This is a genomic window from Chryseobacterium bernardetii (assembly GCF_003815975.1).
Taxonomy (GTDB): domain Bacteria; phylum Bacteroidota; class Bacteroidia; order Flavobacteriales; family Weeksellaceae; genus Chryseobacterium; species Chryseobacterium bernardetii.
In genome coordinates this window covers 2547931-2572498 of the sequence record NZ_CP033932.1, presented here as the reverse complement: position 1 = coordinate 2572498, position 24568 = coordinate 2547931, and the positions used below count along the sequence as shown (strand labels likewise).

General features: G+C 35.2%; 26 protein-coding genes and 4 tRNA genes. All 30 read right to left on the bottom strand.

Features of this window, described 5'->3' with window-relative positions; genetic code table 11:
- Positions 1 to 39: 39 nt before the first annotated feature.
- Positions 40 to 372, bottom strand: coding sequence for a DUF6660 family protein (locus EG339_RS11850; RefSeq protein WP_228409064.1), 333 nt, complete (start codon positions 370 to 372; stop codon positions 40 to 42).
- Positions 373 to 645: 273 nt separating this feature from the next.
- Positions 646 to 1215, bottom strand: coding sequence for a class I SAM-dependent methyltransferase (locus EG339_RS11845; protein WP_425551480.1), 570 nt, complete (start codon positions 1213 to 1215; stop codon positions 646 to 648).
- An 84-nt stretch (positions 1216 to 1299) separates the two neighbouring features.
- Positions 1300 to 2343: an ACR3 family arsenite efflux transporter gene (arsB, locus tag EG339_RS11840; protein WP_076553851.1), complete on the bottom strand. Its 1044-nt coding sequence runs from the start codon at positions 2341 to 2343 to the stop codon at positions 1300 to 1302.
- A 7-nt stretch (positions 2344 to 2350) separates the two neighbouring features.
- Positions 2351 to 2728 carry a glycine cleavage system protein GcvH gene (gcvH, locus tag EG339_RS11835; RefSeq protein WP_076553852.1) on the bottom strand — a complete coding sequence of 126 codons (378 nt, stop codon included), beginning with the start codon at positions 2726 to 2728 and terminating at the stop codon, positions 2351 to 2353.
- A 17-nt stretch (positions 2729 to 2745) separates the two neighbouring features.
- A complete protein-coding gene (locus EG339_RS11830) occupies positions 2746 to 3519 on the bottom strand; it encodes a metallophosphoesterase family protein (RefSeq protein WP_076553853.1) in 774 nt (257 codons plus the stop codon).
- A gap of 46 nt (positions 3520 to 3565) precedes the next feature.
- A complete protein-coding gene (locus EG339_RS11825; RefSeq protein ID WP_002981233.1) occupies positions 3566 to 4039 on the bottom strand; it encodes a DUF6428 family protein in 474 nt (157 codons plus the stop codon).
- 118 nt (positions 4040 to 4157) lie between these two features.
- A complete protein-coding gene (locus tag EG339_RS11820) occupies positions 4158 to 4487 on the bottom strand; it encodes an ArsR/SmtB family transcription factor (protein ID WP_002981234.1) in 330 nt (109 codons plus the stop codon).
- Between the two features lie 715 nt (positions 4488 to 5202).
- A complete protein-coding gene (locus EG339_RS11815; RefSeq protein ID WP_072996611.1) occupies positions 5203 to 6426 on the bottom strand; it encodes a site-specific integrase in 1224 nt (407 codons plus the stop codon).
- Between the two features lie 247 nt (positions 6427 to 6673).
- Positions 6674 to 6747, bottom strand: a tRNA-Asp gene (locus tag EG339_RS11810).
- A 33-nt stretch (positions 6748 to 6780) separates the two neighbouring features.
- Positions 6781 to 6854: transfer RNA gene (locus tag EG339_RS11805), tRNA-Asp, on the bottom strand.
- A gap of 33 nt (positions 6855 to 6887) precedes the next feature.
- Positions 6888 to 6961 (bottom strand) — tRNA-Asp (locus tag EG339_RS11800).
- 32 nt (positions 6962 to 6993) lie between these two features.
- Positions 6994 to 7067 (bottom strand) — tRNA-Asp (locus EG339_RS11795).
- Between the two features lie 131 nt (positions 7068 to 7198).
- Positions 7199 to 7516, bottom strand: coding sequence for a thioredoxin (trxA, locus tag EG339_RS11790; RefSeq protein ID WP_027374941.1), 318 nt, complete (start codon positions 7514 to 7516; stop codon positions 7199 to 7201).
- Positions 7517 to 7599: 83 nt separating this feature from the next.
- On the bottom strand, positions 7600 to 8775 hold the full coding sequence (locus tag EG339_RS11785) for a cysteine desulfurase family protein (protein WP_123870273.1): 1176 nt from the start codon (positions 8773 to 8775) through the stop codon (positions 7600 to 7602).
- A 2-nt stretch (positions 8776 to 8777) separates the two neighbouring features.
- Positions 8778 to 9251: a hypothetical protein gene (locus EG339_RS11780; RefSeq protein WP_123870272.1), complete on the bottom strand. Its 474-nt coding sequence runs from the start codon at positions 9249 to 9251 to the stop codon at positions 8778 to 8780.
- 24 nt (positions 9252 to 9275) lie between these two features.
- Entirely contained in the window at positions 9276 to 9863 is a 588-nt protein-coding gene (locus EG339_RS11775; protein ID WP_123870271.1) for an HAD family hydrolase, read from the bottom strand.
- A 5-nt stretch (positions 9864 to 9868) separates the two neighbouring features.
- Complete coding sequence (locus tag EG339_RS11770) at positions 9869 to 10594, bottom strand: SDR family NAD(P)-dependent oxidoreductase (protein WP_123870270.1); 726 nt, start codon at positions 10592 to 10594, stop codon at positions 9869 to 9871.
- Positions 10594 to 11916, bottom strand: coding sequence for an FAD-binding oxidoreductase (locus EG339_RS11765; RefSeq protein ID WP_123870269.1), 1323 nt, complete (start codon positions 11914 to 11916; stop codon positions 10594 to 10596). Before EG339_RS11765 ends, EG339_RS11770 begins: the two co-directional genes overlap by 1 nt.
- A complete protein-coding gene (locus EG339_RS11760) occupies positions 11913 to 12800 on the bottom strand; it encodes a decaprenyl-phosphate phosphoribosyltransferase (protein ID WP_123870268.1) in 888 nt (295 codons plus the stop codon). The genes EG339_RS11765 and EG339_RS11760 overlap by 4 nt, the downstream gene beginning before the upstream one ends.
- Positions 12801 to 12908: 108 nt before the next feature.
- Positions 12909 to 13598: an OmpA family protein gene (locus EG339_RS11755; protein ID WP_123870267.1), complete on the bottom strand. Its 690-nt coding sequence runs from the start codon at positions 13596 to 13598 to the stop codon at positions 12909 to 12911.
- Positions 13599 to 13622: 24 nt separating this feature from the next.
- Positions 13623 to 14114 (bottom strand): lipocalin family protein, encoded by a 492-nt coding sequence (locus tag EG339_RS11750; protein WP_123870266.1) that lies wholly within the window; start codon positions 14112 to 14114, stop codon positions 13623 to 13625.
- A 226-nt stretch (positions 14115 to 14340) separates the two neighbouring features.
- A complete protein-coding gene (locus EG339_RS11745; protein ID WP_123870265.1) occupies positions 14341 to 16014 on the bottom strand; it encodes a S8 family serine peptidase in 1674 nt (557 codons plus the stop codon).
- A 79-nt stretch (positions 16015 to 16093) separates the two neighbouring features.
- Positions 16094 to 16711, bottom strand: a complete 618-nt coding sequence (locus EG339_RS11740; protein WP_378113231.1) for a WbqC family protein — start codon at positions 16709 to 16711, stop codon at positions 16094 to 16096.
- Between the two features lie 57 nt (positions 16712 to 16768).
- On the bottom strand, positions 16769 to 18418 hold the full coding sequence (lepB, locus tag EG339_RS11735) for a signal peptidase I (protein ID WP_123870264.1): 1650 nt from the start codon (positions 18416 to 18418) through the stop codon (positions 16769 to 16771).
- A gap of 130 nt (positions 18419 to 18548) precedes the next feature.
- Complete coding sequence (dapB, locus tag EG339_RS11730; RefSeq protein ID WP_123870263.1) at positions 18549 to 19250, bottom strand: 4-hydroxy-tetrahydrodipicolinate reductase; 702 nt, start codon at positions 19248 to 19250, stop codon at positions 18549 to 18551.
- A gap of 59 nt (positions 19251 to 19309) precedes the next feature.
- Positions 19310 to 19948 carry a DUF5683 domain-containing protein gene (locus EG339_RS11725; protein ID WP_123870262.1) on the bottom strand — a complete coding sequence of 213 codons (639 nt, stop codon included), beginning with the start codon at positions 19946 to 19948 and terminating at the stop codon, positions 19310 to 19312.
- Positions 19949 to 20839, bottom strand: a complete 891-nt coding sequence (locus EG339_RS11720; protein ID WP_066698653.1) for a ParB/RepB/Spo0J family partition protein — start codon at positions 20837 to 20839, stop codon at positions 19949 to 19951.
- 68 nt (positions 20840 to 20907) lie between these two features.
- A complete protein-coding gene (locus EG339_RS11715) occupies positions 20908 to 21681 on the bottom strand; it encodes a ParA family protein (protein WP_123870261.1) in 774 nt (257 codons plus the stop codon).
- 163 nt (positions 21682 to 21844) lie between these two features.
- Positions 21845 to 22690 (bottom strand): energy transducer TonB, encoded by an 846-nt coding sequence (locus tag EG339_RS11710; protein WP_123870260.1) that lies wholly within the window; start codon positions 22688 to 22690, stop codon positions 21845 to 21847.
- A gap of 523 nt (positions 22691 to 23213) precedes the next feature.
- Positions 23214 to 24500, bottom strand: a complete 1287-nt coding sequence (locus EG339_RS11705) for an adenylosuccinate synthase (protein ID WP_123870259.1) — start codon at positions 24498 to 24500, stop codon at positions 23214 to 23216.
- Positions 24501 to 24568 lie beyond the last annotated feature (68 nt).

Genomic DNA, 24568 nt, shown 5'->3' with positions numbered 1-24568 from the left:
ATGATGAAAGACACACGTCTTACATTAAATCAATAAAAATTAAATTTTAGGGGGTTGCCAAATCTGGTCATACACCAAATGAGCAAAATCATTTTTTTGAAAATGAATTTTTTTTGAGAAATATTCGGTTACCTTTTGTGATAAAGGCATTAAAGGCTCTATTTTAGAAGATGCTACTGTTATCTGACAACAGTTACAGGTACATAATGGAGAACAAATATCTCCTTTGTCTTTAGAATGAGAATCTTCAGAATTGCTAATAGTACTGTAAGAATCTTTAGAATTATTTGGAGACTGCGCATGGATATCACTACAAGGCACTACGGCAAGCACCATGAAATAAATAATTAAAAAGAACTTAACTAATCTCACTTTACAAATATAAATATATTTTTCAAAGTTTAACTAAATATTCTAAAAACTTTTAAAATAAAAATTCTTGAAAAACAAAAACTTATTATTAATAAACTTTTTAAATTTCGCAACTATTAACAAACGACAATCAAATGTAGATTTTTCATCTGTTTTATTTTTGACTAATGATACTGTGAAGCTGTCTGTCTACTATATCAACAAACTAAAATGAATGGTGAAACTTTGATAAGATCTGCCATTTCATTTTTTTATCGATATTTTTATTCCAACTCATCTTTTTCTTCTAAAACTGCAAAACACAAAGTTCTGATTGGTATTAAAAGGTGTTCTGTGGTCTACGGTAAAGCATTCTATTTTATTTAAATGTTCCTTAAAGCGACTTTCCAATGAACTTTCAGAATACTGTTTGATTTCAATACCACTACATTTTATCGGACCTTGTTCTGAAAAGCTCCCGATTACCAAAATTCCTGTTGGTTTAATGTTCTGTTTAACCGTATCGATGTAGCTTTCAATTTCATTATCCTCTGTCAAAAAATGAAAAGCAGCCCTGTCGTGCCAAAAATCATATTGTTCTGTGGGTTTAAATGTACCGGCATCTTCAACTATCCATTTTACACGGTTTGACTTTTCGCCAAGTCGTTGCTTAGCTTTACTAAGTGCTGTCTCTGATATGTCTAAAACTGTAATGTCCTGATAACCCAAGTCAAGCAAGTGATCAACAAAAAAACTATCTCCTCCGCCAATATCAATTATTTTGGCCGTTTTTGATACATTGAATTCTTTAATAAATGCTAATGACGTTTCGGGTGTAGGCTGATACCAGCTTACTTCTTCCAAAGCTTTGGTATTGTATATTTTTTTCCCAATGATTTTTTCTATCAGATAATGACATATCTCTTTAATTTTTTGTACTATTCAAATTTAACTCATTTTTTTTTTACTATATCTCACGTTTAACCACAAACTTACCTTTACCAATAGTATCAAGACGGGAACTTCTACCAACGGTCCAATAACTCCCACAAATGCTTGTGGGGAATGGATACCGAAAATAGATATTGCTACTGCTATAGCCAATTCAAAATTGTTTCCTGTGGCTGTAAATGCGATGGATGCGTTTTTGTCGTAAGGAACTTTTAAGGCTTTATTGATAAAGAAACTAACGAAAAACATTAGTATAAAATAGATAATTAGTGGTATGGCTACTTTTATTACATCCATTGGTAACTCTAATATTTTATCGCCTTTCAAGCTGAACATTAAAACAATAGTAAACAGTAAAGCATATAATGTAATGGGCGATATTTTGGGTACAAATTTCCTGTTATACCATTCTATCCCTTTTGATTTTACTAATGCATAACGGCTTATAAAACCTGCTAAGAATGGAATGCCTAAATATATCAATACGCTTGTTGTAACATCTTTCATTGATACACTTACATTGAAATTTGTCAATCCTAATTTACTCGGTAACACGTTGATGAATAGCCAAACTAAAAAATTGTAACTTATTATCTGAAAGATACTGTTTAATGCAACTAACATAGCTGTATATTCCCTGCTTGCCTTAGCTAAGTCGCTCCATACGATTACCATTGCGATACATCTTGCCAAACCTATCAGTATCAAGCCTGTCATATAATCGGGTTCATTGTGTAAAAACAAAACCGCTAATCCGAACATCAATACTGTACCGATAACCCAATTGAGCAATAATGATATCCCTATTACTTTTTTATCCTTAAATGCTTGGGGCAATAATGAATAATCCACTTTTGCCAATGGCGGGTACATCATCAGTATTAAACCTATTGCCAACGGAATATTTGTAGTGCCTGCGGATAGGGTATCTGTAATTTTTGAGATACCCGGAAAGAAATGTCCCAATCCTATACCTACCGCCATTGCAAGGAATATCCATAAGGTAAGGTAACGGTCAAGAAATTTTAGTTTTGGTTGCATAGCGTTGCTAATTTGTAAGTTCTTTATATTGGTTTGCTGTCAATAAGTTTTCTAATTCTGTAAGGTCTTTGATTTCAATTTTTATCAACCAACCATCTTTATAAGGGTTGTCATTGATTAGTGTAGGTACTTTCAATAGTATGTCGTTCGTTTCAATGATTTTACCCGATACAGGCATAAATAAATCGCTGACCGTTTTAACCGCTTCAACAGAGCCGAATACTTCATCCTGCTGAAAATTATATCCAACATTCGATAAGTCTGCATACACAATTTCGCCCAATTCACTTTGTGCAAATTCTGTGATGCCTATTGTACCTATGTTATCCTGTACGCTTATCCACGTATGTTCTTTTGAATATTTTAAATCGTTTGGAAATTCCATTTTTCTGATTTTTTAGATTAATAACCTCTCCTTAAATTTTCTGCGTATTCGTTTGGTAATGGGCTTTCTTCAATTGCTTTTGCTGCTTTTTCAATATCATAATCAAAGCGTATAAATTCTACTTTGATACTGTCTTTATCCAATACTGAACTATCTTCATTGATTGTAAGCATTACATAACCACCTCTTACATCGCTGTCTTTTGGTTTACCTACTGAACCTATATTTATGGCGTGTCTAAAATGATTTTGTCCGTCAATACCGGAGTTTAAAATACGGTGGTATGGCTTGTGTGTATGCCCAAAACACATAACGTCTGCATCAGCTTGTTCCATTATCCTAAGCATACTTTTTTCTTCCCTATCCTCAAATAAGTATTCGTTTATTTTTCTTGGACTTCCGTGTACTAATAATAAATTGAGCTTATCTTCATTCAATTGAAATTCTACTTTGATATGTACAGGAAGTGTACGCAAATAGGCTCTTTCTTCATCTTTCATAATAGAGTTGGTAAATGAAATAGAGATTTTCCCATTATCTTTTTCCCCGTCTGTTTTGTACGCACATCCACAATCGTTGCTCATACGCCCGATGCCAAAATCATAATTTCCTGCAATGGTTGGTATTTTCCTTTTACGGATTTCGTTTACAACTTCATTTGCCCAAATATTATAACCTACCAAATCGCCTAAGCAATAAATACTGTCGGGGTTTCTTTTTTCTACATCTTCAAAGAATGCTTCTAAGGCAGGTAGATTGGCGTGAATGTCGCTGAATAATGCAATTTTCATTTTTATTGATTTTTATGTTTTGAATTTTGTTTTACTTATTAAGATATTAACAACAACCACCTCCTGGCGTACAAGCGTTTGAATTGTTTACAGATAATTCAGTCAAATTTTTCTTTTGTTTCTCTGAAGGAATGCCACAAGCATCCTGAGCCAAACACGCAGTCGTTTTATTTTTTAGTACAAATGTTTTCCCGTTAAACTCCAAATCGTACTTGCCAATTGTTCCGCTTTGATATTCTACTTCTATCTCAGCATCTTCCATTCCCAATTTTTCTTCAGATAACTTGATGATGTTTAATAGTTTGGTCGGCTTTAATCTATGCTCGTAATCATCTGCATTCCATAATTGAAAGTTGACCACTTTTTCATTTCTGATTGTTCCACCACAATCGATGAAATTCTTTGTAATTACACCCACTTCTGTAACGTGAAAGTGTTCTGGTACAAATATTCCGTTCTCTAATTGAAATTCAACATTATCTAATGTTGGTAAGATTTCTTTGATGTCTGATAGTTTCATAAATCTTCTATTTTATTATGATATTTTTCTATACTTTGGAATTCTATTTTTTATATACAAATTTAATCGATACATAATATTGCAATATAACGATATTAAGGAATGTAAAAAAATGCCTTTAACAGCATTGATTTACTTTTACTTCCTGTTCAAAGAATTGATTGAAATACTCTTGTATCTCTTTCCATTTCTTTTCTTCTATACAATAACAAACTGATTTTCCATCTATTGTACCCTGTATAATACCCATATATTTCAACTCTTTTAAATGCTGCGAGATTGTCGCTTGCGCCAAACCTAATTTATCCACCAAATCATTGCAAATGCAGGATTTTTGATTGATAATATATTGAAGTATAGCTACCCTTGCAGGATGTCCAAAAACTTTAAACAAAGAAGCTAATTTATTTTGTTCATCTGAAAACATATCTGATTTTGTAAGCCCCATACTTAATTATTTAATATCGCAATATTACGATATTAAATTTGAAATACAAAAAGATTTAATAGCTTTTTACAAATTATATTTAAAAAAGGTATCAGGATATAACTTCTATTTTTTATAAAATTATATTTTGAACTTGTTACCATCTTTGAGACAAAATCATACACATTATTAATAATTTTCTAAAATTTTTTCTTTACAACTTTTAAAGACAATCTTCTCGCATAAATCCAGTGATAAATGAATGTGAAGCTCTCATTCCTTTTGTTTCTAATTATTAGACACTAAGAAGGATGCTATATCTCTCACAACTTTACTTATAAATACAGGATATCTCTGGAAAAAAATGTTTTTCTTTCTGATCATTAAGCTGGATTTCTTTTTCAATAAAAAATACTCCGCTAACCTCACACAACTCCCTACAGGAAAAATATTAGGATGTTTTTTGCTAAATTCAAATCTTACGATCTCTCTTGGAAATCGAAAGATATATAAATAAAAAATATATGAAGATTATTAACAAAAGATGACTAGCAGCTTTTTTAGGATGTCGAACTTAAGTTTTGTCTTCTTCAAGACATTTTTGAAATCTTAACAGACAAATTTCAATATCTTTTTAAAAAAACTGTATCATTACTTTACAAGGCATATCAACTTCGAATATAGATCCTCTATACAACTATCTTTGTCTGATAATTTAATTATCTCAGAAATCTTTTTACATTCTTTTGTCAAGATATTTTTGTTTAAGTAACATCATGTCCTCACTAACTTTGCTATCTAATATCTTCGCATAATGCTGCGTAGTTTTAATACTTTTATGACCTAGCATTTTACTTACACTTTCAATAGAGACCCCGTTAGATAAAGTAACGGTTGTTGCAAAAGTGTGGCGTGCAATATGGTAAGTTAATTCCTTATTGATACCGCACAGATCTGCAATTTCTTTCAAATAGGCATTCATCTTTTGATTACTAAGAATAGGCAGAAGTTTTCCACTATTAAGGCAAGCCGGATGATTTTTGTATTTTTTAATAATTTTCTCTGTTTGAGAAAGTATGGGAATATTAGAAGTAGTTTTAGTTTTCTGACGTTTGGTATAAATCCATTGAGAGCCATCAAGACCTAAATTGATATTTTGATATGTTAGTTTTTGGGTATCAATGTACGCCAGTCCGGTGAAACAGCTGAACAGAAAAATATCTCTAACCAAAGACAATCTCTCATTTGTAAAATCTTTGGTAAAAAGCACTTCAATTTCCTGTTCATTAAGAAACATTCTCGTCACTTCATTAAACTTAGAATGATAGTTCATAAAAGGGTCTCGCTCTATCCATCCATTCGCAAGACAAATACGAACAATCTTACCAAAATTCTTAATATACTTAACAGCAGAATTATTGTTGCAGGATCTCTCGGTTCTTAAAAAAAATTCAAAATCATTTAGAAAAGCATAATCAATCTTTTTAATTTCAATGTCGGTAATACTATATTTCCATTTCAAGAAATCTTTTGTATGTTTGAGACATGTTTTATAACGTGTCAATGTTCCTTGTGCAAATTCTTTTTCAATCAGTTTCTCCATTCGATCATTATGATCCTGAAAAATAGGAATGAGCATTCTGGTCAATTTACCTTTACCAACTAACTTATTTTTAAGAGTCTCACAAGTTACTGTTTCCTTATCTCTGATTAATTCGTGATAGGCATCATAAACTTTCTGCTCAAAAGTTTTCAAATAAAAATTAAGTGATCTAAATTCTTCAGAAGAGCCACTAACCTTCTGCATTGCAGAATTCCATTTTGAAGCCTTTACTGTACGTTTTGTGCTTATCTCGAATATCTTGCCATCAATTGTAATTCGTAAGTAAATAGGAGACTCTCCTAAAGAATTGATTTTAGCTTTTTTTACATAGAAAAGTAAATTGAATGTCTTGTTCATTTCGTAAAGGGTTTGAGATTTAAAATTAATCTTAGCAAAAACTTATCACAAGATATTCAGTTCCTGAACTAGCTACTGAACAGGGTTTGTTGAATTTTCAGTGACCTTTTTAAACCTATTTTAACAGGTCACTGAATAGGTCACTTTCAAATTGTGCTTTTTTAACTTTCTTTGAATAGACATAAAACGAAAAAAGCTTTAAAACATATGTTTTAAAGCTTTTTGCACTACTTTGATATTGTAGTTGCGATCCGGACGGGACTCGAACCCGCGACCTCCGCCGTGACAGGGCGGCATTCTAACCAGCTGAACTACCGGATCAATTTTTTTAAAAAGAAATTGAGAAAACTTCTGCGATCCGGACGGGACTCGAACCCGCGACCTCCGCCGTGACAGGGCGGCATTCTAACCAGCTGAACTACCGGATCAATTTTTTTAAAAGAAATTGAGAAAAACTTTTGCGATCCGGACGGGACTCGAACCCGCGACCTCCGCCGTGACAGGGCGGCATTCTAACCAGCTGAACTACCGGATCAATTTTTTAAAAAGTAATTGAAAAACTTTATGCGATCCGGACGGGACTCGAACCCGCGACCTCCGCCGTGACAGGGCGGCATTCTAACCAGCTGAACTACCGGATCATTGTTTTGTGTGAAAGAACTTCGTTTCTTTTTCGTGGTTGCAAAATTACACCTTTTTTTATTACCTGCAAATTATTTTCAAAAAAAAAGCCTCCCAATGGTGGAAGGCATTCATTATCAAACTTATTTTTTTATAAGTGTGCGCTTAATTTTTCAGCGATTACCTCTTTAGGAGCTACACCTACTAATTTATCCACTACTTCTCCGTTCTTAAAGATAAGAACAGTAGGAATATTTCTGATGCCATACTGCATTGAAATTTCCTGGTTGTTGTCTACATCCACTTTCCCTACTACTGCCTTTCCTTCAAAGTCTGAAGCTACTTCTTCGATGATTGGTCCTAATGTTCTGCAAGGCCCACACCATACTGCCCAGAAGTCAACTAAAACTGGTTTGTCAGATTTTAAAACCGTATCCTGGAATGAGCTGTCTGTAATTTCTAAAGCCATTTTTGTTTCTTTTATTTTAATTAATATTATTTTCTTCTTTACGTCTATCGAGTGTTCAAAATTACGACTTTTACATCATAAGACTATCTATGCTCAACATTAGTTTTTTCTATAGTATAGTCTTTTGAAATTTCTTTAAGGGCATTTACCAATGCATCTATATCAGTTTTCGTTGTTAAATGACTGAAAGAGATGCGTAGCGGTGTACAGTGCTCCATTTCATCCTCAGAAAGCACCATCATCATCACCATAGAAGGTTTAGATGCGCCGGAAGAGCATGCGCTTCCCTGGGAGATAGCAATTCCTTTCATATCCAGCTGAAGACCTATTAATGGGTTTTTATAAGGAAGCAATGCACTTAAAACAGTATAAAGACTGTTTTCTTTCTCAGCACTTCTTCCGTTAAATTTTATTCCTTTAATTTCAGCAGATAACTTTTCAATAGCATAATCTTTAATTTCCTGCATATGCTGAGTATATTCATTCATATGATTCAGGGAAATCTCCAATGCTTTTCCAAGCCCTACGATACCACAAACATTCTCTGTTCCGGCTCTAAGACTTCTTTCCTGAGGTCCTCCGGTAATAATACCTTTTAAACCCGTTGATTTTCTGATGTATGCAAAACCTGAACCTTTTGGCCCGTGAAACTTATGTGCACTGCATGAAGCGAAATCTACAGGGATATCTGAGAAATCAAGGTTCATGTGAGCCATCGTCTGTACAGTATCTGAATGGAAAAGAGCGTTATACTTCTTGCAAAGTTCAGCAGTTTTTTTAAGATCCATCAGGTTTCCGATTTCGTTATTGGCATGCATTAGGCTTACCAATGTTTTTTTATCTGAGGACTTTAATAATTCTTCTAATTTATTAAGGTCAATATCTCCTTTTTCGTTGGGGCGGATATAATTTACTTCTACTCCTTTTCTCGCTTTCATATCCAGGATACTTTCAGAAACACATTTATGTTCTAAAGGCGAACTGATGATTCTTTCTACTCCAAGGTGCTCTACCGAAGATTTGATAATCATATTGTTGGATTCTGTTCCACAGGAAGTGAAAATGATCTCAGCAGGAGTTACATGAAGATACTCTGCAACCTGTCTTCTTACATTTTCAATAAGGATTTTGGCTTCCTGTCCAAAGCTATGAGTTGAAGATGGGTTTCCGAAGTTCATCTTCATCGTATCAACCATTGCATCTATAACTTCTTCTGCAAGCGGAGTGGTTGCGGCATTATCTAAATATATTTTATCCATTATTATTTTGAATATTTTAATTCTACGGAAGTAAACTGGTAATCTGCAGGAACAGCAAAAACGAACCAAGGATTGGAAAGCACCTGAATTTCCATTCCGCCGGAAGGTTCTCCAGCCGGAACTTCTACATACAGTACATTATTCTTTACAGATACGCCTTTAATCTCATTGATGGTATGGCTGCCTGATCTGAAGCCTCCCAGATTGTATACAACAACTTTCTTATCTTTTGGAAATTTCGGATAATGAGAGGCAGGATCTTTTCCATCCTCTACAAACTGAAAACCACTTTTTCCTAAAGCAAGGTATTCTTTTTCATCTTTAATAATCCTGAAACCCGGTCTTTCGGCACCTCCCTGAGAGCTGGTTACAAGAAGTTCTGCTTTCTGCTCCATATCAGACAATTTTTGTTGAGATGATGTTGTACTTGCACAGCTCATCAGAATGGCTGCAGATGCAATTAACAGACTTTTCATTTTTTACACTTTTATCACCCAAAATTAGTGAAAAAATTGGTAATGTCCCTCATTGGCCCATTTCAACATTGGCCTATCTCCGGAAGTATCACCAAATGCAATAATTTTATCATACTTGGAATTATGTATTTCTTCCTTTATTCGAACCAGTTTTTCTTTCCCGTTACAGTTTTTTCCGATAAAGTTTCCCGTGAAGACACCGTTTTTGAACTCTGCCCGCGTAGAAACAAGCTGCATTTTCAGCACTTCGGCAAAAGGTTTCACCCAGATATCCAGAGAAGCAGTTACCAATAAACTCTGTGTATTATTCCTATCGATATTTTGAATAAAATCCAGAGCATTTTCCCTTACTATTTTAGGGTAATGTGTCTCAAAGAACTGTTTGGATTTCAGTTCTATTTTTTCCTGAGTCTGCCCTTTTAAAATAGATCCGATAAAGCTTTTTTTCACTTTTTCAGTTTCTGCCAGCTTAAGTTTTAGGAGAATGAAAAGTGGTACATGTTTTAAAAATTGTATTCTATATTTTGTAGGATCGTAGAATTTAAGATACATAAACATAGTATCTTTATACGTCAGGGTTCCGTCAAAATCAAAACAATACAACTTTTTCATTTTTTTTAAAGCTTTAACTTTTTAAATATAAATTCAGGGATATTCCTGATGATCATCATAATAATACTCCAAATAGGCAAAACATAAGCCACATCCTTTTGCTTTTTGAACGCTTTATAAATACAAGCCGCTGCCTGTTTAGGAGTTGCTGTTAATTTAGGATTCAAAGGCAGCCCTTCTGTCATTTTAGTTGCCATAAACCCGGGCTTCACGGTTAATACATGCACTTTTTTACTGAAAAGGTAATTTCTGAGACCACTCAGGTATGCTGTAAAAGCGGCCTTTGCACTTCCGTAAATCAAATTACTCTGTCTTCCTCTGTCTCCTGCCACTGATGAAAGGCCAATGATCGTTCCGGATCTTCTGCTTTCAAATTTATGGGCAAAATAATTCATTACCGGAATCAGTTTAGAGTAATTAATATTAATAATGCGTTCTGTATTCTTATTATCATACAGCCCTTCTTCGGTTCCTTCTCCTAAATATCCTACGGCACAAAATAATACATTTGAATTGATATAATCAAATCTGTTATAATCTATTTCTTTCATTAAGTCCAGTTCAATCACTTCGGACTGTTGCAGAAATTTTACATCAATATGTCTTGCAAATCTTTCTGTAGTTTCTTTATTTGAGGTAAAAAGATAGATTTTTTCATACTTTTCTCCTTCCTGAAGCGCTTTTTCCACAAAAGCCTGTGCCACTTCAGATGTACTTCCCAGAACTATCATTATGAGTTGTTATTGTTTAAGATTCTTTTGTGCTGTAAAGACACAAATTTAGGACTTCTAATATTTTTCAGGTAATTGGTTAATGAGGACCTGCTCATGCTGTCTTTGGTAAGATAAATTCTTCCTCCAAACTCCTGAACAATACTATCCAGCTCGTCTACCAATTTTTTCAGCTTTGAATTTACTTTAAAATCTAATGCCAGCGTATACCCTTCTACAGGGAAAGAATTGTAGGCTTGCGGATTATTCTTCCCGAAAAGCTTTAACACTGCTAAGAATGAGCCGTTCCCACTGTTAGCAATCGTTTCAAGAATTCTTTTCATTCCTTCTTTTCCTGATTCTTTTGGAATTACCATCTGATATTGTATAAATCCTGATTTCCCGTAGATCTTATTCCATTCATTAATGGCATCCAAAGGATAGAAGAATGTTTCGTAATCAATAAAATTCTTAACTTCTTTTTTGGATTGTTTTTTATAATAGAGCCAATTGAAAATTTTTACTGTAAGGGCATTCAATACAAATCCCGGAAAGTAAAAAGGAACAGTGGGTTGTAATTTTTTCTTCAGCCTTAAAGGTGTTTTTGCCATAGCCTGGGGTAATTCATGCTGGAAAGCATGTTCTCCTCTCATCAGAATACTTCTTCCGATATTTTTCCCTTTCTGAAGACAATCAATCCAAGCTACCGTATAAGTCCAGCTTTCACTTTCATCAAACAGCCTAAAGATTTCATCAAGATTATCTGCTTTGATGCTTTCCTGACGGATATAGGCGGATTCAATATTTTTAAGCTTAAATTTCGCAGTCAGAATAATTCCTGTCAATCCCATTCCACCTATAGTAGCCCAGAACTTTTCTGAATTTTCTTCTCTTGAACAGGTAATGATTTCACCGTTCTCAATCATCAGTTTGAATTCGATGACATATTCTGAGAAGCAACCTTCTGCATGGTGATTTTTTCCATGTACATCAGAAGCAATAGCTCCTCCTACAGAAACGAACTTGGTTCCCGGAGTTACATATAGGAAGTACCCCTGTGGAACTGATATTTCAAGCACTTCCGAAAGCAATACTCCGGATTCACATTCTATAACCCCGTTCAGACGGTCAAAACTGATGAATTTATTTAATTTTTTGGTAGAAAATATGCTTTCTCCCAATGAAGCATCTCCATAGCACCTTCCGTTTCCTCTGGCAATAACTTCATTGTGGCTGAGGACGAATTCTTTTATGTTTTTGAAGCTGTCCTCAGATCTCATTTCTTTTTCCACTACCGGGAAATTACCCCAGTTTGTAACTTTCTGTGTGAAATTCGGCTTCATTTCTTAAAGTAAATTTGAATTAAAAATGTGGCCACCCAAAGTAATAAAGTAACCTGTATATAACGGTCTCTGTACACAATTTTTGTAGGAGATTCTGTTCTGTTGTACACCAGTGTCTGCTGCAGATATCTTAAAAGAGCAAATACAACAAAAACTACCGTATAAAATACTCTTTCATGGAATCTTGCCTGCACTTCAGGTGAAAGGGTAAACATCAGATAACAAACAATTGCCAGGGTGATAGAGATAGACAATGCAATATCTGCAAACTGTACATTATAACCATCCAGAGCTTTTCTTGTTTTTCCTGAAACCTGTGCATTGATAAGCTCTCCTCTCCTTTTCCCGATAGCCAGTACCAATGCCAGAACAAAAGTCAGTAAGATTGCCCATTGCGAAATGCTGATCCCGGTAATATAGCCGCCTGCCAGCACCCTCAGTACAAATCCTATGGCAATGATAAAAATATCAATAATCGGAACATGCTTTAATCTGAAGGTATATGCAAGATTCATTACCACATAAAAAGCGATAATGGTAGCAAATTTCCATAGCGGCTGCTGAAAATACAGCTGGGCAAACCCTACAAAAGCAATATCTGCAATTACAAGCCCAATAAGAATTGCTATTGCAGTTGATTTTGAGATAGCACCACTCGCCAGTGGACGTCTTCTTTTTTCAGGATGTTTCCTGTCTGCTTCAATATCATTATAATCGTTAAGAATATAAACAACACTGGCAGCGAATGAAAAGATGATAAAAGCAAAGATACTTTTGGTAAGTAAATCAAGGTTGGTAATATTACCAGAGAAGAATAGAGGAACAAATACAAAAAGGTTCTTCACCCATTGCTCTACACGGAGCAGTTTTAAATATTTTTTCATTTATGTTATTTCAATTACAAAAATAATAAATTAAAAATTGATAGGCATAAAAATACAAAAAAAACCGCCGAGGCGGTCTTTTACGAAAATATTTATATATTAAATTAATTACTGCCCTTGCTTGGCATCGTTAATCATTTTTTCATTTGCAGTAATAGCGAATTCAACTCTTCTGTTTTTAGCTCTTCCTTCATCTGTATCGTTGCTTGCAACCGGCATATTTTTACCTTCACCTTTAGTGAACATTCTGCTTCCTGCAATTCCTTTTCCTACTAAGTAAGCTTTCACAGCATCAGCTCTTCTCTGAGAAAGGGCCATATTGTATGCGTCTTTACCTACGCTGTCTGTATGACCATAGATATTGATATTAGTATCAGGATTGTCAGCCAACACCTTCGCTAATTTATCCAAGTTACCCTGAGCAACAGAAGTAAGGTTAGATGAGTCGAAAGCAAAGTTTACAATACTTTCATTCATCGTCACTTTAATACCGTCTCCTACTCTTTCTACCTGAGCACCTGGCAAAGTTTCTTTAATATCCCTGGCCTGCTTATCCATTTTGTTACCGATAACGTTACCAGCAACACCTCCGATAATACCTCCTAATACAGCACCAATAGCACCGTTTCCTCCTTTTCCTACGTTGTTTCCAAGGATACCACCCAGTACAGCTCCTGAAGCAGCTCCTACAGCAGTACCTCTTTGTTGGTGATTTGAATTCTGAACGGCTTCACAACTTGTCAATAATAATGCTGATGACAAGAAAAGAGCTCCTACGTATGTTTTTGTAAATTTCATTTTTTAATCTTTTATGTTATTTAATTATTTCATTCCGGTTCTTTCGAAGTTGTAAACTACTTTTACACTTCCTCCTTCAAACGGAACGTCTTGCTGAAGAGAAAACTGATCTGTGGTTTGGTTAATTACCGATAAAGTATAACCTGCAACGTTTTGTTTTGCTTTTGTACCTGCAAGAACTTTTTTAAACATAAATGTATCACCATTCTTAATTTCAAACTTGATAGGCTGTGTAATTGCCGGGCAGCTTCCACCTCCATTCAGAGTGTAAGCACCTGTCCAGTTGTTAGGAATTAATCTCCAGTGGCTTCCAACGAAACACTGCGCATCTGCCCCCTCATCAAAAGGCTTAATTTTATATCCTTTATCGTAGTCTATGCTCACAATCTGCCAGTCCCCTTTTAATTTAAGAAAATCTGCTCTTTGATTCTGAGATGTAGCTGCGTTATTCACAGAGGAACAAGACACTGCAAAAAGTGATGTTCCTAACATCCCTGCAAGTAGTAACTTTTTCATTTTGTTGTTTATTATTTTGTTACCAATAAAGTTACAAAAAACCGTGCCAAAATTGTAATTAAAAAATAAAAAAGTCCGAAAAATTTCGGACTTTTTTATTAGATATTTAAAAGTGAATATTTTACATGTTTTTTTGAAGATAACAAAACAGCGTTGTATTACGGTTTATCTCTTTTATCTACAAGTTCTCATTCACAAAACGAATATCAAAATCATTTATAAATAATTATTTTTTCACAGCTTTAGTTGCTTTTTTAACAACGGGAGCTTTACTTTCTTTATAGAAGTTATTATAAGCATATTCAGCGGCTTTTTTCACATCTATTACTCCTCCGGCTGCAGAAAAATCTGCAAATCCATTAGCTGTACTAGGATTGCTTGATTTTTTCAATGATTCAATAATCTGGTCTGGCTTAAGACTAGGCATATAAGCTAACAGAACAGCTGCTGCCCCGGCCACTACAGGAGAAGCCATGGATGTTCCATCCAGATATTCATACTTACTTCCTTTAACTGTTGAGTAAATTCTTTCTCCCGGTGCAAAAACATCCACCATTTTTTTATTGAAATTGGAAAAGCTTGCTCTAAGGGCATTATTATCATTGGTACTGGCTCCTACTACGATAACATTATTAACAAACGGTTTTTCATCGTTAACATTTTTATAATTGGTAGGATATGCCAAATGCTCTGCTACATCTTCGTTTTCATTACCTGCTGCTTTTACTAAAAGAACTCCTTTATCTTCAGCATATTTAAAAGCATCCCAAACTACATTTTTACCTGGAGAAACCGGCTTCCCAAAACTCATGTTAAGGATTTTAGCTCCGTTGTCTACGGCATATCTGATTGCATTGGCAACGTCTTTATCTCTTTCATCTCCATTAGGTACTGCTCTTACCGTCATAATTTTAGCAACCTTGGAAGCAATACCATGTTGTATTTCTTTCCCTTGCGGAAGCCCGGCAATAATTCCGGCTACGTGGGTTCCGTGCTCAGCATCTGGTCCTTCGTAGTGGTTGTTTCCATAATTTTTTTCAGAATAGTCATCGTAGTTATCTCCTACAATTTCTTTTCTCGGGTCATAGGAAAGGTCATATTGCTTGGCAGCCGGTGCATAATGATCGATGGCTTCCTTCATGTCCTTTTTCATCTTTTCTTCAAATTCTGCAGAGGATTTTCCTTTAAAATCCGGGCTTTGAGAAACCTGGCTTAAAACTTCCAGAGCAACAGCATCTCTTTGATCTGTAGGTTTTTTAATAGACGCAATATTTTCTGCAGTTACCGGTTTTCCTGCCAATAATTTTACCATATTCGGGATCAGCTCATTGATCATAGAATATGTTCTGAAGTTTTGCTGAGATTCAATACTTTTCTTTGTGAAAAGATCTTTAGCTTTCATATACATGGCAAAGTCTTCCGGCATTTTAGCCTGATTGTCTTTGTTCTTCACAGAATCTTCTCCTTCAAACAGAGGTTTATATTTGGCAACAACTCTGGTTACTTCCATATTATCGATATCAATATCACCATTTTTCCCTCCTATGAAGTTCCATCCGTGAATATCATCGATATATCCGTTTCCATCGTCATCTTTACCATTTCCAGGTACTTCATTAGGATTTGTCCACATATTTTTAACCAATCCGGGGTGATCTACCTGTACTCCACTATCCAAAACTCCTACGATTACCGTTTTAGGCTTTAATCCTTTTGATTCCAGATATTTATATGCATTTTCTGTATTAACGCCATACACTTTTGAAGTGGCAAAATCTTTATGATACCACATCATTAGGTTTTTATCTTCTTTTGGGTCAGTACTTTTAGTTTTTGACTCCTGTGCAAAGGAGAATCCAAAACCTGTTAAAAAAACTGCTGCTAATAATACCTTTTTCATATATTGATATTTGTTTTAAAGTCGTATATAGCCGTCATCCGTTTTATTCGTATTGAAATCCGATAGTGACGACCTTCTATTAATGTTTTATATTTTTTATATAAGCAAGCGATTCAGGGCCTTTATTACAGATAAGATCCAGAACCGACAAATCTTCTAAAAATCCGAATTTATCTGAGAAGGTCTGATAATAACTTTCCATTTGAAATTCTGAAGGCTGCTTTGCAGAGAATTTTTCTCTGAAACTGATCCCTTCCGGATTTTTGATATATTCTTTATTCAAAGAGTGTGCCTTTTCTGTCTTCAGTATCTGTTGGATGATTTCTAACCCTTTAAGGTTAAAATCCAGAAGAAACTTTTCTTTCAGGTCAAAAATCTTTCTGAACTTATCTTCATAATATTCAAAGTAAGGCGAGCTTTGATACGCTGTTTGTATTGATTTCCAGTGAAGTGTTCTCCAATCTTCCCTGTAAGAAATCTCGATATCTTTAAATTCTCTTTTCCCGTTATGATTGATGGGAATAATAAGTGATAATTTTCCGTTAGCCCCATAGATATTAGCCCTGTTTCTATAGGTTTGCTTCGGAAAGTTTTCAAACTGCTCCAATACTATTTCATTTTCAGCATCTAAAAACACTGAAAACCATGAGACCGGTGGCATATAAAATACCGGCAATAAAACATTCTTCATATTCATAATGCAAAAATGAAGTATTTTTTCAAATACTTCATTCTATTTTAAGTTTAATTTTATTTATAGTTCGTCTTCTGTTTTTTTCTTTCTGAATAACTTCACGAAATACTCCCAACCGAAGAATAATATTAAAATCATAGCTGCAATCCACCAGTATGAAGTCTTATTGGCTTCTCCTGTGTTTGTTGCCTTAAACATCCTGTCCCAACGGATCTTGAATGGCGCCTGATAGCTAGAACTGCTGTCTGCAAAAGCTCCCTGAAGGCTCATCCATGTAAACATAGGCTTTCCAACAATATTTTCTTCCGGTACGAAACCAAAGAATCTTGCATCTAATGAAGCATCTCTGTTATCCCCCACCATCATATAATAATCCTGCTGAATGGTATATTGGTTAGCTTCTTTTCCGTTGATGAAGATCTTTCCGTTTTTCTTTTCCAGACTGTTATGCTCATATTCGGAAATGATCCACTGGAACATTGGAAGAGTTTCATTATTGATGGCTACCACATCTCCTTTTTTAGGAATTCTTACCGGGCCATACCAATCCTGATTCCAAGGTTTGTTAACAGGAAAAATAGACTGCGTTGTATCAATTCTGGTTTTTGCTTCGTCTCTATAAGCTATGGCAGCTTCTCCCTTCACCGAAACATCTTCTTTCATGTCGATTACATGAGGAAGTTCTTTAATGTCTTTCGCAATCTTATCTGTTAACCCCTGAAAGCCATAAATAAAGCCTCCATTATTCTGCTGTATTTCCTGAACCGGTAAAAATCCATATGCTTTATATAAGGTTGGAATATCTAACTGACTGTCGGTTGTTACAATATATCTGTGCTGTACTTCCTGGTCTCCCAGAACGGTTTCCGGCTTTCCGTTCACGAAAAGTCTTCCGGCTCTCATTTCAAAAGTATCACCTGCTGTAGCCACACATCTTTTTACATAGGGATCTTTTCTGTCGATTGCTGTATGAACTGAATCCTGTGGATAGTTGAAAACTACAACATCGTTTTTCTGTGGCTTATTGAACTGTAAAATTCTTGTATAAGGCAGTTTTACTCCGTCTACATAAGATTTAGGGTCATCTTTTGGATTTCCCTTCTCTCCTGTATCCATGATTGTTCCCTGAAGGAAAGGTATGGCTAAAGGACGCATCGGAAGTCTGTATCCATAGCTCCATTTATTTACGAAAAGGAAATCTCCTACTAATAAGGTTCTCTCCATAGATCCGGTAGGAATTCCGAACGGCTGTGTTACAAAAACGTGAATAATGGTTGCAAATACTACTGCGAAAGTAATAGACCCCAAAAATGTATCTTTCTTTTTTGCTTCTTTTTCTTCATCAGTAAGAAACAGGTCATTTGCATTTTCATCTTCCAGCTCTACATCTTTGGAATAGTTAATGGTTGCCATATAGATAAATGGAAGAATCACGGTAAGGATCTGATCCTTAAAAAGTGTTTTTCCGAATTTCTTCACTAAATAAAGATGGAAAACAGACATCATGATTGGACCCACAATCGGAAGATAGGAAAGAATAGCCCACCATTTTGGATGTTTTGTTTCTTTCAGAATAATAAAATAATTATAGAAAGGTATAAATGCAAATAAAGGGCTATAGCCCATTTTCTTAAATAACTTCCATGTTGAAATCCCCATTAATACGGATAAAATGAGGACATACACTGTATACGTTAAAAAATAATTCATAATTTTTTGTGCCTGTTCTTATGATATAAATGATAAATGATGAGTAATCAATGATAACAGCTGTTCCGCTATTGACAATTCACTATTCATCATTTTCATATTGGTCTGCAATTTACAGAATTTGTTACAATTAAAGCCCTAAAACGTCTTTCATTCCGAAGTTCCCTTTTTTATCTTTAATCCATTCAGCAGCTACCACTGCTCCCAATGCAAAGCCATTTCGGTTGAATGCGGTATGCTTGATCTCAATTTCATCCACTCCGCTTCTGTAGAAAACACTATGGGTTCCGGGAACTTCATCTTCACGAACTGCGAAAATTCCCAGTTGTTTACCTTCTGTTTCTTCCAGTTTCCAGGCATCAAATTTCGGATTGTTATTGATAATCCCTTCTGCTATAGAAATTGCGGTTCCGCTTGGGGCATCTTTTTTATGGATGTGGTGAATTTCTTCCAGCTGACATGAATATTCGTCTACATTCTTCATCAGATCAGCTAGTTTTTCATTCAGAGCAAAGAATAAATTAACCCCTAAACTGAAGTTTGAGCCATATAGAAATGCTGTACCGTTATCTACAGCCAGTTTTTCTATTTCAGCTTTTTTATCCAGCCACCCTGTTGTTCCGCAGATTACCGGGATTTTATTTTCAAGACATGCTTTGATGTTGTCATAAGCAACTTCGGGCAAGGAAAATTCTATAACAACATCAGGATTGTTAAGATTTTCAGCAGTTGGAGTTTCCTTCAGGCGGGCAACAACTTCATGACCTCTTTTCTGTGCGATCTCATCTATGATCTTACCCATTTTACCGTAACCAACTAATGCTATTTTCATGTAATTTTTTTATTTCATTTATAACATTCCACCTTTCGGTTTTATGTATGTATTATCTATTAAAATCTATAACTTAAAGCGAATCCTGTTTTTGGGGCATCAAATCCATACTGATCCTGAATTACTGATGGCTTAAAGGTCAAATCAGGATCATGGCGGCTTTCATAAAGGTGTGCATCCACTACAGCGTCTACAATATTCAATATATAGATCAATCCTGTAATGGCGATGGCATAATCCCTTTGTCTTTTTGCTCTGTCCTGAGCATTCCCTAACGCTTTTTTATCTAACCAGGGACGGGCATCCACAAATTCATTGGGCGTACCGTTTAACTTGGCAATATAGTATTCGCGATACTTCTTATATTGATTATCATTCCATATCGCAATACCTACTCCTGCTCCCACAGCTCCCCAAACGATTGGAATTTTCCAGTATTTTTTATTGTAAAACTGTCCTAAACCCGGTAGTACTGCCGAATATAAACCGGCCCTGGTTGGATTCAGTTTTACTGTAACCTTTGTTGGCCCATTGGCTTTTTCAAGATCTTCAATAATTTTAGCCTCCGTTTTGGTTGGTTTTACCACAGGAAGTTCCTCTTTCGGAGGGGTCTGTATCCGAACTGTATCAATGGGTGCAACTTGTGAATAAGCCCATGCAGCAATACACAAGAAAAATGTGAAAAATATTTTCTTCATTTATTTAATATGGGATAAAATATATTCCAGCTCTTCTTCATTCTTGAAGTCCAGAACAATTTTACCTTTTTTACCATTTCCAGAAGCCTTGATTTCCACTTTTACATCCAGGATGTCAGCGATAGTCTTCTGGGCTCTTTTATAGTTATTGGAAAGTTCTGCTTTTGCTTTTTTAGCCGCTGCAGACTTTGGATTCTTTAATGCTGCCGCAGCCTGTTCAGCCTGGCGAACATTTAATTTTTCTTTAATGATGAGATCGAATAAAACCTGTTGATCTTCTTCACTTTCAACACTGATAATAGCTCTACCGTGTCCCGCAGAAATTTCACCGCTTCTGATGGCATTCTGAATATCAGGATTCAATCTTAAAAGCCTTATTGAATTGGTAATGGTACTTCTGTCTTTTCCTATTCTCTGGCTAAGATTTTCCTGAGTAAGACCAATTTCTTCCAAAAGTCTGTGATAAGTAAGGGCAATTTCAATCGCATCCAGATCTTCTCTCTGAATGTTTTCAACAAGAGCCATCTCAAGAAGCTCCTGGTCGTTTACCAAACGGATATAAGCCGGAACTGTAGTTAAACCTGCAATTTTACTTGCCCTGTAACGTCTTTCCCCGGATATAATCTCGAATTTTTCACCGTCTTTTCTTAGAGTAATCGGCTGAATGATCCCTAAGTTTTTAATAGACTGTGCTAATTCTTCTAATGCTTTTTCATCAAAATAAGTTCTCGGCTGCGTTGGGTTCGGATATATATCTTCAAGCGCAACTTCTACAATATTTCCCACAAACTTGTCTGCTCCCTCATCTGTAGCGGAGTTGACAGTTGCTTTGGATTCTGCACTTAAAATGGCGCCCAAGCCGCGTCCCATAGCTCTTTTTTTGTCCTTCATAGATATAATTGATAAATGATGTTTGTTAAGTGATGGCTAGCATTCACTCAGTGCCATTTATTATTAATTTAATTCTTTACTAAGTTTTCGTTCTTTAAAAGAACTTCTTCAGCTAACTGAATATACTGAACTGCTCCTTTGCTTTCTGCGTCATAGTTCAGGATACTTTCTCCGAAACTTGGCGCTTCGCTCAATCTTACGTTTCTGCTGATGATGGTTTCAAAAACCATTTCAGGAAAGTGAAGATTTACTTCTTCCACTACCTGATTAGACAGCCTTAATCTGCTGTCGTACATCGTAAGAAGAAGACCTTCTATTCCAAGATCTTTGTTATGGATCTTCTGAACATTTTTAACGGTATTCAGAAGTTTTCCAAGTCCTTCTAATGCGAAATACTCACACTGGATCGGGATAATTACAGAATCTGCTGCCGTAAGGGCATTCACGGTAATTAGACCTAAACTCGGAGCACAATCAATGATAATATAGTCATAATCATCTCTTACACTGGCCAAAGCTTTTTTCAGCATATATTCACGATCTTCTTTGTCTACCAATTCAATCTCTGCTGCTACCAGGTCAATATGTGATGGAATAATATCCAGATTCGGCGTTGCCGTTCTTTTGATACAGGCTTTTGTATCTGCACTATGCTCCAGTAGATTATATGTGGAATACTGAACATCTTCTACTCCCAACCCAGATGTAGCATTGGCCTGAGGGTCAGCGTCAATAATCAATATTCTTTTTTCCAATACTCCTAATGCTGCTGCTAAGTTTACAGCTGTAGTAGTTTTTCCTACTCCACCTTTTTGATTAGCAATACCTATGATTTTTGCCATTATTAGAACTTTAAGTTTCAAAAATACACTTTTTTCTTTGCTCCCGATAGATGGGGAAAATCAAAATTGAGTTAAAATATTGTTAATAAGCAATTTAACGATAAAAAAAATTATCCACAAAAAAAATTCTTTGTGGATAACTATTAAAAATTGATTTTTGATATTAATTATCAAACTTCATGGAGATTGGAAACTTGAAGTAACTTCTTACAAATTCACCTTTTTTGTTTTTGGCAGGAATCCAGGTTCCTTTGTTTGAAATTGCCTTCACTGTTCTGATGGCCTCATTGTTAAAATCGGCATTGGTTCCGTTAGCTTTTACCCCTGAAATTGTTCCATCCATTTCTACAATGAATGTAACCATAGTTTTTAGTATTTCTTCTGATTCGAAACCTGAACCATCGAAGCTGTTCATTACTTTGTTTCTGAAAGAATCTATTCCGCCTTTAAAATTGGCTTCTACACCAAGCTCTCCTGCTTCTACAATTTTATTCTTATCAACAGGTTCCTGAATTGTTGGTGGTGGCGTATTGATTACCGGCCCTGTAGGTGCGGTTGTTGGTACATACGTATTTTGAGGTACTACATTGCCTTTAAAATCATTTTTAAAGCCAGCTACAGCGTCATCCGGAACAGGATCATTTTTTACATTGTCCTGAGCTTTGCGTGATGGTGTTGGAACTGTGCTGTCAAATGTTTTTGCATCTGGAGCAGTGGCTGGTTTTACAGTTTCAATTGGTGGTATCACTTCTGGTGTATCTACATTTTTGATATCAATTGGTCCAAAATCACAAGCAATAATCTGCTCTGTAATACTTGGCCCTTTTAAAGCAGAAATTACAGCTGGTGTAATAGAAACTGCAGCCATTAGGCTTACTCCTATAAAAAGTGCTTTGGTTAATATTCTATCTGATTCGTTTCTTAATACATAGGCCCCGTATTCTTTGTTGCGGTGCTCAAAAAGAACTTCGTTAAAACGAAATTCCTGGTTCTGATTATGGTGTTTCATCACTATTACTATTTAAACTGTTAAAAAATGTGATTATTAGTTTTATTAGTTCTTATCGATAAGCAATGTTTCAATATCAAAAGATTTGCCATAATTTTACCAAAACAACATAATATTATAAAATTTTATGAAAATGTTTAAAATTTAACATTTCAAACAGTAAAAATATACAGACAAATTCCACCAAAGTATTGAATTATGTAAAAATCATCAGCAGTATAATTAATGGTACTAATAATCCCACTGCATTAATAATGATGAGAATAACAGAACTGATTTTTGCTCTTTTATAACTTTTACCAGCAAAATAAATAGCAGCAATACTAAATAACAGGCTACAAACAATAAATAGCTTCAGCAGGAAATTATTATGAATATTTATAGGTAATCCTAAATAAATAAACAACAATACCATTGTTTTCCATTTGATTATATATAAAAGTTAAATATAAGAGTTTCAATAAATCAAAAAAAAGAGACTACCAAAATGATAGTCTCCCTGTTATTATATAGTCTAAGAATATTAGAATAATTCTTTTCTGATGATGTTCTGGCTTCTTTCTGGGCCTACAGAAACTAAATAAACGTTAATTCCCAAGTATTTCTCAATAAATTCGATATATTTCTGAGCGTTTGCAGGAAGTTCATCATAGCTTCTCGCCTTTGTAATATCTTCCTCCCAACCTGGTAAATCCTGGTAAATTGGCTCATAATCATACAGTTTTGTAGTAGAAGAAGTGAAGTAATCGATGATCTTTCCATCTTCTGTTTTGTAATGAGTAACAATTTTCAGGTTTTCAATGCCTGTAAGTACGTCAAGTTTTGTAATCACAAGATTGTTGATTCCGTTAATCATACAAGCATGCTTTAAAGAAACAAGGTCTAACCAACCTGTTCTTCTTGGTCTGCCTGTAGTAGCTCCGAATTCACCACCGATTTGTCTAATCTTTTCCCCTAACTCGTTGTCTAATTCAGAAGGGAAAGGGCCGTTTCCTACTCTTGTACAATATGCTTTTGCAACCCCGATAAGATTCTGAAGTGAAGTTGGCGGTACTCCTGCTCCTGTACAAACTCCTCCTGTAGATGGAGAAGACGAAGTAACGTATGGATAAGTACCAAAATCAATGTCAAGCATTAAAGCCTGTGCTCCTTCGAACAACACATTCTTTCCTTCATGAATAGCTTCATTCAGTTCAAGTTCCGTATCTACAATTCTGTCCTGAAGCTGTTTTCCGATCTCTAAAAATTCATTGTAGATTTCCTCAACATCTAAAGCTGGTTTTCCATAATATTTTTCAAAAAGAGAGTTTTTAACTTTTAAGTTTTTCTCAATTTTTTCTCTTAAAATCTCAGGATTTAATAGGTCAACCATTCTGATTCCGACCCTTGCGATTTTATCTTCATAACAAGGTCCGATTCCTTTTTTGGTTGTTCCGATCTGAGTTCCACCGTGTTCCTCTTCACGGTAAGTATCCAAAAGGATGTGGTAAGGCATAATAACATGCGCTCTTCTGCTGATAAAAATATGGTCTGTTCTCAAGCCTTTGCTTTCGATCTGACCAACTTCTTTAATAAAAGACTTAGGGTTTACCACTACTCCGTTTGCAATGATACATTTCCCTTTGCATTGAAGAACTCCTGAAGGAAGAAGGTGCAGAACGAATTTTTCATCACCAACGTATACCGTGTGACCTGCGTTGTCTCCACCCTGGAAGCGCACCACATAGTCTGATTTTGCTGATAAAACATCCGTGATTTTACCTTTGCCTTCATCTCCGTACTGAAGACCTACAACTACATAAGTTGACATATTTTACTTTTGTTTTAAGATTCGTGCAAAATTACTTTTAAAAAAAATGACAGCCAAATTATATGGAA

What these genes read in the sequence shown, in the direction of transcription:
- arsB (WP_076553851.1), bottom strand. Translation starts at nt 2,343, where the DNA reads ATGCAACCAAAACTAAAATTTCTTGACCGTTACCTTACCTTATGGATA.
- gcvH (WP_076553852.1), bottom strand. Translation starts at nt 2,728, where the DNA reads ATGGAATTTCCAAACGATTTAAAATATTCAAAAGAACATACGTGGATA.
- EG339_RS11830 (WP_076553853.1), bottom strand. Translation starts at nt 3,519, where the DNA reads ATGAAAATTGCATTATTCAGCGACATTCACGCCAATCTACCTGCCTTA.
- EG339_RS11825 (WP_002981233.1), bottom strand. Translation starts at nt 4,039, where the DNA reads ATGAAACTATCAGACATCAAAGAAATCTTACCAACATTAGATAATGTT.
- EG339_RS11820 (WP_002981234.1), bottom strand. Translation starts at nt 4,487, where the DNA reads ATGGGGCTTACAAAATCAGATATGTTTTCAGATGAACAAAATAAATTA.
- EG339_RS11815 (WP_072996611.1), bottom strand. Translation starts at nt 6,426, where the DNA reads ATGAACAAGACATTCAATTTACTTTTCTATGTAAAAAAAGCTAAAATC.
- trxA (WP_027374941.1), bottom strand. Translation starts at nt 7,516, where the DNA reads ATGGCTTTAGAAATTACAGACAGCTCATTCCAGGATACGGTTTTAAAA.
- EG339_RS11785 (WP_123870273.1), bottom strand. Translation starts at nt 8,775, where the DNA reads ATGGATAAAATATATTTAGATAATGCCGCAACCACTCCGCTTGCAGAA.
- EG339_RS11780 (WP_123870272.1), bottom strand. Translation starts at nt 9,251, where the DNA reads ATGAAAAGTCTGTTAATTGCATCTGCAGCCATTCTGATGAGCTGTGCA.
- EG339_RS11775 (WP_123870271.1), bottom strand. Translation starts at nt 9,863, where the DNA reads ATGAAAAAGTTGTATTGTTTTGATTTTGACGGAACCCTGACGTATAAA.
- EG339_RS11770 (WP_123870270.1), bottom strand. Translation starts at nt 10,594, where the DNA reads ATGATAGTTCTGGGAAGTACATCTGAAGTGGCACAGGCTTTTGTGGAA.
- EG339_RS11765 (WP_123870269.1), bottom strand. Translation starts at nt 11,916, where the DNA reads ATGAAGCCGAATTTCACACAGAAAGTTACAAACTGGGGTAATTTCCCG.
- EG339_RS11760 (WP_123870268.1), bottom strand. Translation starts at nt 12,800, where the DNA reads ATGAAAAAATATTTAAAACTGCTCCGTGTAGAGCAATGGGTGAAGAAC.
- EG339_RS11755 (WP_123870267.1), bottom strand. Translation starts at nt 13,598, where the DNA reads ATGAAATTTACAAAAACATACGTAGGAGCTCTTTTCTTGTCATCAGCA.
- EG339_RS11750 (WP_123870266.1), bottom strand. Translation starts at nt 14,114, where the DNA reads ATGAAAAAGTTACTACTTGCAGGGATGTTAGGAACATCACTTTTTGCA.
- EG339_RS11745 (WP_123870265.1), bottom strand. Translation starts at nt 16,014, where the DNA reads ATGAAAAAGGTATTATTAGCAGCAGTTTTTTTAACAGGTTTTGGATTC.
- EG339_RS11740 (WP_378113231.1), bottom strand. Translation starts at nt 16,711, where the DNA reads ATGAATATGAAGAATGTTTTATTGCCGGTATTTTATATGCCACCGGTC.
- lepB (WP_123870264.1), bottom strand. Translation starts at nt 18,418, where the DNA reads ATGAATTATTTTTTAACGTATACAGTGTATGTCCTCATTTTATCCGTA.
- dapB (WP_123870263.1), bottom strand. Translation starts at nt 19,250, where the DNA reads ATGAAAATAGCATTAGTTGGTTACGGTAAAATGGGTAAGATCATAGAT.
- EG339_RS11725 (WP_123870262.1), bottom strand. Translation starts at nt 19,948, where the DNA reads ATGAAGAAAATATTTTTCACATTTTTCTTGTGTATTGCTGCATGGGCT.
- EG339_RS11720 (WP_066698653.1), bottom strand. Translation starts at nt 20,839, where the DNA reads ATGAAGGACAAAAAAAGAGCTATGGGACGCGGCTTGGGCGCCATTTTA.
- EG339_RS11715 (WP_123870261.1), bottom strand. Translation starts at nt 21,681, where the DNA reads ATGGCAAAAATCATAGGTATTGCTAATCAAAAAGGTGGAGTAGGAAAA.
- EG339_RS11710 (WP_123870260.1), bottom strand. Translation starts at nt 22,690, where the DNA reads ATGAAACACCATAATCAGAACCAGGAATTTCGTTTTAACGAAGTTCTT.
- EG339_RS11705 (WP_123870259.1), bottom strand. Translation starts at nt 24,500, where the DNA reads ATGTCAACTTATGTAGTTGTAGGTCTTCAGTACGGAGATGAAGGCAAA.